We start from the raw sequence: 12,427 nt of genomic DNA, 5'->3' as shown, positions 1-12,427 counted from the left end.
GGCCTCACAGGGTAAAGTCCGTAGCAGCTATAGGGTCAAGAGGCGTCGATGAAGATCAGCGAAGCGGCCGAATCCAGCGGCTGTCATCTGGAAACCATTCGCTACTACGAGCGCGTGGGGCTGATGCCCAAACCGCGCCGAACCGCCAGCGGTTACCGCGAGTACCGCGATGACGAAGTGGATCGGCTGCGTTTCATCACCCGCAGCCGCGACCTCGGCTTCAGCCTGGATGAGATCCGCAGCCTGCTACGGCTGGAAAGCGACCGCACGCTCTCCTGCGGCGAGATCGATGCGATTGCCCGCGAGCATCTGACAGATATCCGCAGCAAGCTCCGCGAGCTCAATCGCATTGCCCGGGAATTGGACCGCACGATCAATGCGTGCTCCGGAGGCGCACGGGGCCAGTGCTCGATTCTGGCCACCTTGCGGGAACCGATGCCTGCCTCGCGGGTCAAGACGACAGACGTGCGTCGGAAGCGGTCGGCATGAAGCGTCTGGCGATGCGATGCCTTGATGGGAACTGCCCGTGAGCCTGCGTATCGCGTTGGTCCAGGCGGACTTTCCCGTCGGGGACATCGACGGCAACGCAGGGCGCATTGCCGAGCGGATCGCCGAGGCGCGCGATCGCTATCACGCCGACCTGGTGCTGTTTCCGGAACTCAGCCGTACCGGACCAGTCACATCAATCGCTTTGGGGACTACACACTCGACTTGAGCCGGGAGATCGCGCCGCTCGATTATTCGAGCCGGATCCTGGCGAACTAGGTCGGAAGTGGGGACCTGCCGGCTTATGATTTTGGCGACTTTTTGGAGGCTAATAGGCCACTTCGTGGCCTCAGCAAAGCACTAGGCTCAGAAGCAAAAGCACCGCAACATCAAGAGCTTAAAAGGCGAACGGCTGCTTTTTACATGAATCCCTGCCGGCCCTCAACGTCGTGGGAATGTCATTGGCATATCTCCGTGAATGCCGCACGCAGCGGCATGCGGACGAAAAGCGTCCGGAATGGCACAAAACGGAGTGTTAAGCGATCGGTGGTCGCAGGAGCGTATCGAGCGATCGCGAGAGATACGTCGGAGTGTTTCCGGTCGCGTGGGTGGCATGCGGCGGAACCGATGCCACGACATCCGGCAGCGCATGCAGATAGGCGGTGCCAAAGCAGGCGGTCAGATCGCAAGAGGCAGGCTTGCAGCAATCGCAAGGCATCTCGTGCGTGTCGAGCGACGGGGCCATCTCATCACCACATGGCATGTCCGCCATGGCCGCGGCCATTTGCGCTGCCGCGATCTGCTGGAGCGCCTCGTTTGCCGCCTGCGCTGGCTCGACCAGTGTCGAGGCGATCAGGGTGATGATCACCAACCAGTGCACCAAGCGGGACACGCGTCGCGGCATGGAAAGGATTCTAGTCCCGGGTGGCAGGTTGCGGCTGACCGCGCGTCGGATCCAGCAGGGATTTCATCTGCTCGATCTCGGCCTGCTGCCCTTCGATGATGTTCCGGCAGAGCGCCTGGATATCTTGGCTTGAAATCCTGGCTTCCTCGCACATCAGGATTGCGCCTGCATGGTGCGGGATCATGGATTTAAGGAACTGCCGGTCATCGACGCCGGCCTGTGCGCGAATCCCAAACCAACTACCGACCAGAACGAGGCCAGCCAAAGCAAAGATCACCGCGTTCTTTCGCTTGTCCTGGTACATGGCGCCCATCAGCGCCAACTCCAGGATCGCCATGGGTGCGGTCATCAGGGCCGCCATGTAGAACTGGTTGATATTCGGCACGACATTCGCGAAGCGATCAACCATGGCGTACATGAGCGCGTACATACAAGCGAATGACAGCACCAGCATGAGCGCGAATCGCCCGTAGTGCCCGTCGCTGGTCTGGTGGCCGGTGTGGCTGACGTGACCGTCCTTCGTCCGGGCGTCGTGAGTCGTCTGGTGCTTGGAGTGCGCTTGCATGATTGAACCTCCTTGAATGGCGGCGCGACGAACCGCGCCGCCGAAATTCGCGCGTCAGTGGCCGGTGTACTCGGCCTCCGACAACACACCGTCCTTGTTGGTGTCCATCATGGCGAAGTGCGCGGCCATGGGATGTTTGGCCGGCATCTCTGCCTTCGACAGCTTGCCGTCCTGGTTCTTGTCGAGCGCACGAAACTCCTTTTGGGCCGGGGTGATTTCTGCAGTCGGCGCCGCGTGACCCGCATGGCTTCCATGCGCTTGCGGTTCCGCCGCGACGGCTACCGCGGACAGGGACAGGAGGCCGACAGCGGCCAGCGAAACGAATTTGTTCATGAACCTACTCCAGGTGGGGGGAAAGTCTTAGTGAGAAGACGCGCCGTGTGCGGACAGCGCGGGTGCTGCGTGCGTTGCGCCCAGGGGAACACGCGCCAGGCGCAGCGCATTGGTGACGACCGAAACAGAACTCAGGCTCATGGCCAGCGCCGCGATCATCGGGCTGAGTAGCAGACCGAACACCGGATACAACACACCGGCGGCGATCGGCACGCCGATGGCGTTGTAGAGGAAGGCGAAGGCGAGGTTCTGCTTCATGTTGGCGACCGTTGCATCCGAAATCGCCCGCGCCTCCAGGATCCGGCTCAGATCGCCTTTGACCAAGGTGACCTGAGCGCTGGACATCGCGACGTCAGTGCCAGTGCCCATGGCGATGCCGACATCCGCGGCCGCGAGAGCCGGCGCATCGTTCACACCATCGCCGGCCATGGCGACACGTCGCCCTTGCGCCTTGAGTTGCTGTACCAGCGCGGCCTTGTCCTGCGGACGCACCTCGCCTCGCACGTCCTCGATGCCGAGTTTGCGACCCACCGCCTCGGCGGTCGATTGCGCATCGCCCGAAGCCATCACCAGATGCAGGCCTGCCGCACGCAATGCGTTCAAAGCCGGCAAGGTCGTGGCCTTGATCGGATCTGCCACGGACACCGCGCCCGCCAACCGCCCATTCACGGCGAGGAACATCACGCTGGCGCCCTCGCCCCTCGCCGATTCGGCACGAGCAAGCAGCGGCGCGACATCGGCGCCCACCTCGGCCATGAGCGCCTTGTTACCGAGGGCAAGCTTCTGCCCTGCGATCTGCCCGCGCACGCCTTTGCCGGTAACCGAATCGAAGTCATCGGTCGTCGACAGCGGTAGGTTCCGGCGCTTGGCTTCGGTCAGGATCGCATTCGCCAGCGGGTGTTCGCTGCCCTGCTCCAGGCTTGCCGCCAAGCCCAGCACGGTGTCGTCCTCGAACCCGTCGGCGGCCATGACCGCGCGAAACGCCGGGCGACCTTCGGTCAGGGTGCCGGTCTTGTCGACGATCAAGGTATCGATCTTGCGCAACTGCTCGATCGCCTCGGCGTCGCGGAACAATACGCCGGCACGCGCCGCGCGGCCGGTGGCGACCATGATCGACATCGGCGTGGCCAATCCCAGCGCACACGGACAAGCAATGATCAGCACCGAGACCGCATTGAGGACGGCGTATGTCCACGACGGCTCCGGCCCGAACAGGCCCCAGCCGAAGAACGTGAGTACGGCAATCGCCAACACCGCGAGCACGAACCAGAACGCGACCTTGTCGGCCATGCGCTGAATCGGTGCACGCGAGCGCTGCGCCTGGGCGACGAGCTGCACGATCTGCGACAGCACGGTCTCCGAACCGATCCTGTCGGCGCGGATGACGAGGCTCCCGGTGCCATTGATCGTGGCGCCGATCACGCGGCTGCCTGCGGTCTTTTCAACCGGAATCGATTCGCCGGTCAGCATCGATTCGTCGACGCAGGAGCGCCCTTCGAGCACTTCGCCGTCGACCGGCACTTTTTCGCCGGGGCGCACGCGCAGTTTGTAGCCGATGTGGACATGTTCGAGCGGGATGTCGTCTTCGCTGCCATCGTCGTTGATGCGACGGGCCGTCTTCGGCGCGAGCCCCAGCAAAGCCTTGATCGCCGCCGAAGTCTTCGAGCGGGCACGCAACTCCAGCAACTGCCCCAACAGAGTCAATGACACGATGACCGCGGCGGCCTCGAAATAGACGCCGACCCGGCCATGCTCACGGAACGAATCCGGGAATAGATCCGGTGCCACAGTGGCCACCACGCTATAGCCGAAGGCTGATGCAACGCCAATCCCGATCAGCGTGAACATGTTCGGGCTGCGGTTGCGGATCGATTGCACGCAACGCTCGAAGAACGGCCAGCCGGCCCAGAGCACGACCGGCGTGCTCAACGCGAGTTCCAGCCAGGTGCGGGCACCCATGCTCAGGAACGTCAGCCGGTCGCCCAACATCGCCAGCAGGAAGACCACGACGGTCAGCGGCAACGTCCACCAGAAGCGATGCGAGAAGTCGCGCAGTTCCGGGTTGTCCTCGTCCTCCAGGCTGGGCATTTCCGGCTCCAGCGCCATGCCGCAGATCGGGCACGTCCCCGGTCCTTCCTGGCGGATTTCCGGGTGCATGGGACAGGTGTAGATCGTGCCCGCCGGCGCGGCGGGCGCCGTCTCGGCCTTGGGCGTGAGATAGCGCGGCGGGTCGGAAACGAATTTCGCTTGGCAGCGTGCCGAACAGAAGTGGTAGTCGGTGCCGGCGTGGCTGGCGTGATGCGGCGTGGTGTCGGGATCGACCTGCATGCCACAGACCGGGTCGATCACGGCGCTATCGGATGTCGGTACCTTGGTCGCACAGCAACTGCCCTTCCCTTCCCCTTTGGCCGAGGTCGTCGTGTAACGCTCGGGGTCGGTCACGAATTTTTCCCTGCAGCGTGCCGAGCAGAAGTGGTAGTCGGTGCCGGCATGACTGACGTGATGCGATGTCGTGTTGGGATCAACCTGCATGCCGCAGACCGGATCGATCACGGTGTTGTCGGATGCTGGTGCCGGCTTCTTGTTCGCACAGCAACTGCCCTGCCCATGCGCGTCGTGATCGGAATGCGTGTGCGTGTTCATGCGGCGTCCTCGTTGAGTGCGTGCAGGATCGGGCAAGCGCCCAATGCCCCATGCCCGGGACATGCCTTGATCAGCGTCCGCAATCCGTCGCGAATCCTCGTGAGTTCCGCCAGCTTGGCCTCGACGCCCGCCAGCTTCTGCTCGGCGGCTGCCTTGAGGCTGCCCATGTCGTTCTCGCGATGGCTGGAGAGTGCGAGCAGTTCGCGAATCTCTTCCAAGGTGAAACCCAGTGCCTTCGCGCGACGCACGAAACGCAGGCGCAAGACATCGGCGCTCTGGTACCGACGGTAGCCGGACGGTTGACGTTCCGGCTCCGGCAGCAGTCCTTGCCGTTCGTAGTAGCGCACGGTGTCGATGGGGACACCGGTGCGTTGGGCGAGTTCACCGATCTTCATTGAGGGACCTCTTGCGTCTGGAATGCCGCCAGTCTCCACCCTTGAGTAAAGTCCAGAGTCAAGCCCTGCTGCATGCGGCCATCCATGTACGTTCAGTGCGCTGCAAAGGCCGCTGTCGTGCCGTCCCGACGCACCAGTTCGACGGTGTACGGCTCCGAATGCCCGTCCGGCATCTCCATACCGGGCGATCCCATTGGCATGCCGGGCAGCACCAGTCCCTTAGCGTCGGGTTTTTCGGCCAACAGGCGCTTCACGTCCGCGGCCGGCACGTGGCCTTCAATGAAATAGCCTCCCACCTCGGCGGTATGGCAAGACCCCTTGCCATACGGCACGCCCACGCGTTCCTTCACCGGATTGACGTTGTCCTCGTCGCGTACCTCGACCTGGAATCCGGCTTGGCGCATGTGGTCCACCCACAGGCCGCAGCAGCCGCAACTCGGGCTCTTGTGAACGACAACGAGCGGCAGCGCTTGCGTTGGTGCGGGCACTGGTGCCACTTCGGCTGTGACCTCGGCAGCGCGTTCTGGTGCTGGCGCCTGTTTGGCGCAGGCGCCCAGCGATACGACAGCGCCCAGCACCAACACGGCCGTTGCAGCATGCATCGACATGGTCTTCCTCCTCATCGCTTCGCCCGCGAGGACCAATGGATATGGACAATGCGCCAGCCGTCCTTACCGCGCTTGAGCACCATGGTTTCGGTGCTCAGCGTGGTCACCGGCTTGCCGTCCTTGCTGGTGTGCAGTTCACTTTCGGTGCCAACCCACGCCAACTCGCCCGCCACTTTGGCCGTGCGTTGCTTCAACTGCACATGCGCGCCTTTCAGGAACTCGGCGTCGTGCGTTGCATGCCCGCCCATGTATTCGGCTTTCGAGTGCTCGGCACCGCCGCTTTCTAGGATCAGTACATCGTCGGCCAACCAGGTGCCAGCACGCTTCAGATCACCGGCCTGCAATGCGCTTGAGAAGGCATCCACGGCCACAACCGCAGGCTTCGCCTCGGCGGCGATGGCAGGTACGTTGGTCTTCGCATGCTGCGCAGGGTCATGTGCTTGCGATGCAAATGGAAGCACCAGCAAGGCGAGGAAAACAATTCGATGGATCATGGGATTCGCGGCTCCGGTCAGTGTTGGTGATCGTGGCCATCGCTGGCCGGTTCTGTTTCGGGCATGTCCATGCCGGCATGCGGGTCGGCGGTGGTCGGCTTCGCAGTGGCAGGCGTGGCCGTGGGTTTTGCGTCGTGGACGTGCTTCTTGCCGTCGGCATGGATGTGCACTTCACCGGACGGTGCCTTCGTGTCCTTCGGCGCATCGACGTGCGGCGGTGTGCCCGAAGGGTGCGAGTGCGGCTTGGGCGCATCCATCTGCATGCCCGCCATCGCGTTGTGCTCCTCTCCTTCGGTGTGCGCGTGCGCGTCGCCCTCGTCGTGATGGTCCTCGCCGCCCTCGGCATGCGCGTGGCCCTCGGACTCACCGCCACCGTGCGAATGACCACCGCTGCTGGCGACGAGCGCCTGATATTGCTCGGGTGTGAGCTTGGGCAGTGCCTGCAGGAACGCCGCCATGTTCCAGATGTATTCGTCGTCCATGCTCTTGCCCCAGGCCGGCATGCCTGAGGCCTTGATGCCGTGCTTAATCACCCAGAACGCAGTGTCGGCGTCGACCGTTTCCTTACTCAGATTCGGCGGTGCCGGATACAGGCCCATGCTCAGTTCGGTGTCTTGCATGCCCGGGCCGAGGTGGCAGCCGGTGCACATGGCGTTGTAGTTGCCAGCCCCCTGACGGATGCGCGCCGGGTCGTCGAGATCGGCGGGCACTTGCAACTTGTTCGCCCGTACCTCGATGGAGCGTTCGCGCAGGGCTTGCAGCGTCGAGTACACGGGTCGGGTGTGGGTGTCGTCCGCGCCGATGTTGTAAATACCGGACCAGACAAAACCGGCTGCCGCCGCGAGGGCGACGCCGGACAGGATGCTCAGTGTGAGCAGGGACTTTCGGGTAACGAACGGCATGATGGTCTCCCCCAATCAGAACCAGATCCGGATCCCCGCCACGAAGCGGGTGTCGTTGACGCCTTCGTCCGCCGCGCGACGAAAATCTGCAGTGCGACCGAAGGCGCGTTCATGAACCACGCCGATGTACGGCGCGAATTGCCGGGTGAACTCATAGCGCAGGCGTAAACCGGCCTCGGCGGTGCTCAGACCGGAACCGATGCCGCGGCGTTCGTCGTTCTTGCCGTAGAAACTGACTTCAACCAGCGGCTGCAGGATCAACCGGTTGGTCAGCAGCGTTTCGTATTCGGCCTCCAGGCGCGCAGCGGTCTGGCCGGATTGGCCGAGATACGCGGTCGCTTCCACCTCGAACTTGTACGGCGCCAGGCCCTGCACGCCGATCGCAACGAAGTCCTGCGATGCGCCCGGTTTGAAGTCGTGGCGCACGCCGGCGACCACATCCCACCAGCGGGCGAATGCACGGCCGTACAGCACTTCGAGATCCGCGCCTTCGGTGTGCCCCCCTACTCGCTCGCCCTCGCTGCGCAGCCAGAGCTTGTTGAGATCGGTGCCGACCCAGGCTTGGCCTTCCCATGCCATGCCGGTGCCATCGTCGGTATCGAAGCCTTCGAGGCGGTTGAACAGCACATAGTGCTGCACGTCGTTGTCGTGCACAGGATGATAATTCGGTGGCGGGATGGCCGCTGCACGAACTTCATCCGTGAGTACCGGAATCGGCGTGATGGGTTGGTCGGCGGGACGCGGCATGGCATGCCCTATCGCGGCGTGATCCATTGGCACCGGTTGGGCGGCGTCATGTCCCATGGCGCTGTGGTCCACGGCAGCCGGTTGCTGTGCCGGCATCGCGTGGCCCATGGCCGCGTGATCCATCGGTGCGGCGGGTACCGCTGCCTTCGTCTTCGGCGTGGCGGCGGGTTTGGCCTTCGGCTTTGGTTTTACCTTCGGTACGGCTTTCGGTTTGACCTGGTGCTGCGTGTGATCCTGCATCGCCGGCATTTGGTGCTGGGAATGATCCTGCGCAGCAGGCATCGGCATCTGGTATTGCGAGTGATCCTGTGCAGCGGCATTCAAGGCCAGCAGCAGGCCAGCAGCGAGTGGTGCGAGCGTCATGATCGTCTTCATTCGTCGACCCTCACGGTGCGCATCATTCCCGCTTCCATGTGGTAGAGCAGATGGCAGTGATAGGCCCAGCTGCCGAGCGCGTCGGCCCGCACGCGGTAACTGCGTCTGCTGCCGGGCGGCATGTCGATGGTGTGCTTGCGTACGAGGAAGTTGCCTTGATCGTCCTCGAGGTCGCTCCACATGCCATGCAGGTGGATCGGGTGCGTCATCATCGTGTCGTTCACCAGCACGATGCGCATGCGTTCGCCGTAGTTGAGTCGCAGCGGTTCGACGTCCGAGAACTTCTGCCCATTGAAGCTCCAGGCGAAGCGTTCCATGTGACCGGTGAGGTGCAGTTCGATGTCGCGGCCAGGATCGCGCCCGTCTGGATCGTCGAAGGCACTCTTGAGCATCGAATAGCTCAAGACCTTGCGTCCGTTGTCGCGCAGGCCGATGCCCGGATCATCAAGCCGTGAACTGACCACCATGGCCTGGTTGTCGACCAGCGGATTGCGCGTTTCGCTGGCCGGGTGCGTGACCGTGCTCCCGGAATCCATGCCGGCCATCGAGCCATCTTTCATGGTCGCCATGTCGTGACCTGCATGCGGATCGGCATCGGCCGGCTTCGACGTCTGCGCCATCGCGCCATGATCCATGCCGGCCATGCCCATGTTGGCGCCACAGCTCATTTCCATGCCCTTGCCGCCGGACATGTCCATGCCACCCATGCTTCCGTGATCCATGCCCATGTCCTGCATGGTCAGCAGCGGACGAGGATCGATCGGCGGAATCGGCGCACGAAGCCCTTCGCGCACGGCCAGCGTGCCGGCGACGAAACCGGTGCGGCCCATGTCCTGCGCGAAAATCGTGAAGGCATCCTGCCCCGACGGCTCGACGATCACGTCGAAGGTTTCGGCAGTGGCGATGCGGAACTCGTCGATGGTGACTGGATGCACGTACTGGCCATCGGCGGCCACTACGGTCATCTTCAGGCCGGGTATCCGCACGTCGAAATGCGTCATCGCCGAACCGTTGATGAAGCGCAAGCGGATCTTCTCGCCGGAGCGGAACAGGCCGGTCCAGTTGCTCAGCGAGGTCTCGCCATTCATCAGGTAGGTGTAGGTGTTCGCATTGACGTCCGACAGGTCGGTCGGCGACATGCGCATCTGTCCCCACATCTTGCGGTCGTCGATCGTGGTCGCAAGACCATTTCGCTCAGCATCACGCAGAAAATCCCCGACCGTGCGCATGTAGTAGTTGTCGTACATCGACATCTTCTTCAGCCGCGCGAACAGCCGTGTGGGGTCCATGTCGGTCCAGTCGGACAGCATCACCACGTAGTCGCGGTCGTAGGCGAACGGTTCAGGTTCGATGGGATCGATGATGAGCGGGCCGTAGAGCCCGGCCTGTTCCTGGAATCCCGAATGGCTGTGGTACCAGTACGTACCGCCCTGATTCACCTTAAACCGATAGTGGTAGGCCTCGCCCCGGTGGATGCCGTCAAAGCTCAGCCCAGGCACACCGTCCATGTTGGCCGGCAGCAGGATGCCGTGCCAATGGATCGAGGTTTCATGGCCAAAGATCGAGCCTTCCGGCAGCGCATTGGAGACACGCAGGTTGACCGTCGTACCCTCGCGCCAGCGCAGCAGCGGTGCTGGAATCGAGCCATTGACGGTGACTGCTGGACGCGTGCGCCCGGTGAAATTCATCGGCGTCTCGCCGATGGTCAGGTCGAACTCGGTACCCGACAGGACATTCGGATTACCGGGGCCTTTGAGCGCCCAACTGAGTTTGGGCCAGAGACCCAGGCTGGCCACAGCACCACCCGCGGCCAACCCCTGCACGAATCGCCGCCGCGACGGTTTGAACAACCCGTCGGCATTGCGGCCGAAAGCATCGGAAGACATGTGAACTCCATCAAAGTGTCATAGGCCAGCACAAGCGCTGGACCACTGCCTGCAAAGCACGTCGAACGGCGACGCGCGCAAGCGAACCGGCGCCCGGGGCGCCAAAGGACACTTAGCCGATGGGAGGTCGGATCAGATGGGGCAACGGTGGTGTTGCATGGCCCAAGGCCATCGATCGCACGCTACCGACATGCAGCAGGGCGGTGCCCTGGAAGGCCATCACCGGCACCATGGCGGCCGCCTGATGCACGCATGCACAGGTACAGGTGCTCGACTTGCAGCAATCGGGTGACTGGCCGGGTTGCTTGTCCTTGGTAGCCGTTGCCGCATCGGCCGCATCCTGCGAATGCGCGGGCTGCCCGTCGTGGTGGCATGGCATCTCGGACTCGGCACTCGCCATAGGCGCGACCGGAGTACTTGCGGCTTCATGCCCATCCGCGTGCATCTGCATCATCTGCACAGACGCCATGGCCGAGGCTGCCCCGTTGAATACCAAGGCAACGCACAGCAACAGACGCAACAGGATGGCGCGGGTGGACATGGCCTTACTTTAACTCGCGAGCGTGCTCAGGGGTAAAGGAATCATGAATAGCACGAGCCTATCTCTGGACTATGGTAAAGGGTTCAACACCCACGGCCCAATGAAGCTACTTGCCGGGAAGACGACCCCGCTTCGACTTGGAAAGTTCCACACCCTCGACCTGTTTGAGAAGGTCCTTCTTCTGGCGGAGGGACAACTCATTCCAACGTAGTAACAGCGCGGCCAATAAATCGTCTTCGGTGTAGAGGAACGCGGGAGGAATCCCCAGCACCTCCGCCAACCGCTTCGCGGTCTTGAGTTGGGGCTCGTGTTTGCCTCGCTCGTCGTGCTCGGATGGCAGCGCCGCCGCGGAAAGGTGGAGTCCGCCTTTCCGCGGCTGGCAATGCTGGCGGGCGGCGCACTTGCTACGCTGGCATGGAACGGCCACGCCGCCGCCGGTGAAGGCGCGTCCGGTGCGCTGCGGCTTGCTGCGGGCCTGGTCCACCTGCTCGCGGCAGGCGGCTGGGTTGCCGCGGTACTGGTGTTCCTGGGCCTGCTCCTGCGCAGGGAGGCGGTCTCCGGCAGTAGGCGCCTTCGAGCGACGCATGATCTTCTGCACGGATTCTCGACGCTCGGCACGATCTTCGTTGCTGCGCTCATCGTGTCTGGCATCGCGCACTACGGTGATCTCACCGCATGGTCGTTGTCGACACTGCTCCAGAGCACGTACGGGAACCTGCTGCTGGTGAAGCTTGCCCTGTTCGGAGGAATGCTGGGCCTGGGTGCATTGCACCGCTGGACGCTGGTGCCGCGTCTGGGACGCGCCCTGGCCAGCGGCGATCCTGTGCAGGAAGTGCGGGCCCTGCGGCAGAGTGTCGCGGCTGAGGCCACACTGGCCATCCTGATCTTGATCGTCGTTTCGGTGCTGGGAACGCTCAGCCCCGCGGCTGCCTGAGCGCGATGGCGCATAGTCTTGATGGTTCCTCCCCGCCGAGCATCGGCACGAACTCCCCCGCCGTCTCCGTGCTTGACCAGAAATTGATCTGGATCAGTTTCACCGGATCAGAAAAAGAGTAAGCTCCGACCATGATCCGCCTTCGCCATCGGAACTGGTTCAAGCGCACTGCCCTCCTCGCGATGGTGGCGTTGCTCTGGTCCCAGTTCGCACTGGCCGGTCATGGCGGCTGTCTGGATCTCAAGGTCACAACCGCCGCAGTCGCGGCCGACGCGGACACCCACCACGACCACGGTCACGGTTGTGGCGCCGAGCTTCCCTCGGCTGACGAGGCACTGTGTACCGCGCACTGCAGCGAAGGCGACCTCTCGGCAGACAGCGGACGCATCCCGCCGGTTCCGCCGCTGCTTGTCGGCGTGTGGTTCTCCTGGTTCGCGGTCGCGGAAGTCGCGGACGGTGGCCCCGGGGTTACGTCCACATGGGTCGATTCGCCACCCACGCCTGCCTGGCACCGACCCACCGCGCATCCCGCGGCCCTCCTGCTGATCTGATGCCCGAACGCTGACTGCGCCGCACGCCTGTGCGGTGCAGTGCTGTGCGTTCGTGCCGTGCGC

At 63.4% G+C, this 12,427-nt stretch carries 14 protein-coding genes and 1 pseudogene; 4 read left to right on the top strand and 11 right to left on the bottom strand.

Translation table 11 applies throughout. From position 1 onward, the window contains the following. Positions 1–48: 48 nt before the first annotated feature. Positions 49–489 carry a MerR family transcriptional regulator gene (locus tag EDC34_RS00230; protein ID WP_114958852.1) on the top strand — a complete coding sequence of 147 codons (441 nt, stop codon included), beginning with the start codon at positions 49–51 and terminating at the stop codon, positions 487–489. 37 nt (positions 490–526) lie between these two features. Beyond that, a pseudogene (locus EDC34_RS12510) lies at positions 527–613 on the top strand (hypothetical protein); the annotation flags it as partial. A gap of 408 nt (positions 614–1,021) precedes the next feature. On the opposite strand, the gene EDC34_RS00220 reads toward EDC34_RS12510, so the two are convergent. The 11 genes from EDC34_RS00220 to EDC34_RS00170 form a co-directional block, all read right to left on the bottom strand. After that, a complete protein-coding gene (locus tag EDC34_RS00220) occupies positions 1,022–1,390 on the bottom strand; it encodes a hypothetical protein (RefSeq protein ID WP_132982816.1) in 369 nt (122 codons plus the stop codon). Positions 1,391–1,400: 10 nt separating this feature from the next. Further along, positions 1,401–1,955: a DUF305 domain-containing protein gene (locus tag EDC34_RS00215; RefSeq protein WP_114958849.1), complete on the bottom strand. Its 555-nt coding sequence runs from the start codon at positions 1,953–1,955 to the stop codon at positions 1,401–1,403. A 54-nt stretch (positions 1,956–2,009) separates the two neighbouring features. Then, a complete protein-coding gene (locus EDC34_RS00210) occupies positions 2,010–2,288 on the bottom strand; it encodes an EF-hand domain-containing protein (protein WP_114958848.1) in 279 nt (92 codons plus the stop codon). Between the two features lie 27 nt (positions 2,289–2,315). After that, positions 2,316–4,931, bottom strand: coding sequence for a heavy metal translocating P-type ATPase (locus EDC34_RS00205; RefSeq protein ID WP_114958847.1), 2,616 nt, complete (start codon positions 4,929–4,931; stop codon positions 2,316–2,318). Further along, the gene (locus EDC34_RS00200; protein ID WP_114958846.1) at positions 4,928–5,326 is read right to left on the bottom strand and encodes a heavy metal-responsive transcriptional regulator; all 399 of its coding nucleotides are present in this window, start codon (positions 5,324–5,326) and stop codon (positions 4,928–4,930) included. Before EDC34_RS00200 ends, EDC34_RS00205 begins: the two co-directional genes overlap by 4 nt. 92 nt (positions 5,327–5,418) lie before the next feature. After that, complete coding sequence (locus EDC34_RS00195) at positions 5,419–5,928, bottom strand: DUF411 domain-containing protein (RefSeq protein WP_114959248.1); 510 nt, start codon at positions 5,926–5,928, stop codon at positions 5,419–5,421. 17 nt (positions 5,929–5,945) lie between these two features. Beyond that, positions 5,946–6,428, bottom strand: a complete 483-nt coding sequence (locus tag EDC34_RS00190; protein WP_114958845.1) for a YybH family protein — start codon at positions 6,426–6,428, stop codon at positions 5,946–5,948. A 17-nt stretch (positions 6,429–6,445) separates the two neighbouring features. Then, positions 6,446–7,330, bottom strand: a complete 885-nt coding sequence (locus tag EDC34_RS00185; protein ID WP_114959247.1) for a c-type cytochrome — start codon at positions 7,328–7,330, stop codon at positions 6,446–6,448. Between the two features lie 15 nt (positions 7,331–7,345). After that, positions 7,346–8,452 (bottom strand): copper resistance protein B, encoded by a 1,107-nt coding sequence (locus EDC34_RS00180; protein ID WP_114958844.1) that lies wholly within the window; start codon positions 8,450–8,452, stop codon positions 7,346–7,348. Continuing rightward, entirely contained in the window at positions 8,449–10,338 is a 1,890-nt protein-coding gene (locus EDC34_RS00175; RefSeq protein WP_114958843.1) for a copper resistance system multicopper oxidase, read from the bottom strand. The genes EDC34_RS00180 and EDC34_RS00175 overlap by 4 nt, the downstream gene beginning before the upstream one ends. A gap of 112 nt (positions 10,339–10,450) precedes the next feature. Beyond that, the gene (locus tag EDC34_RS00170; protein ID WP_114958842.1) at positions 10,451–10,879 is read right to left on the bottom strand and encodes a CopL family metal-binding regulatory protein; all 429 of its coding nucleotides are present in this window, start codon (positions 10,877–10,879) and stop codon (positions 10,451–10,453) included. 307 nt (positions 10,880–11,186) lie between these two features. Between EDC34_RS00170 and EDC34_RS00160 the strand changes: the two genes are divergently transcribed. Continuing rightward, the gene (locus tag EDC34_RS00160) at positions 11,187–11,813 is read left to right on the top strand and encodes a CopD family protein (RefSeq protein ID WP_240311022.1); all 627 of its coding nucleotides are present in this window, start codon (positions 11,187–11,189) and stop codon (positions 11,811–11,813) included. Positions 11,814–11,944: 131 nt separating this feature from the next. Continuing rightward, complete coding sequence (locus EDC34_RS00155) at positions 11,945–12,364, top strand: hypothetical protein (RefSeq protein WP_114958841.1); 420 nt, start codon at positions 11,945–11,947, stop codon at positions 12,362–12,364. Positions 12,365–12,427 lie beyond the last annotated feature (63 nt).

Origin of the sequence: Thermomonas haemolytica (assembly GCF_004346265.1) — a bacterium.
In the GTDB taxonomy this organism is placed as follows: domain Bacteria; phylum Pseudomonadota; class Gammaproteobacteria; order Xanthomonadales; family Xanthomonadaceae; genus Thermomonas; species Thermomonas haemolytica.
Note: the sequence above shows the minus strand (reverse complement) of the source record. Positions and strands in the feature narration are given on the sequence as shown.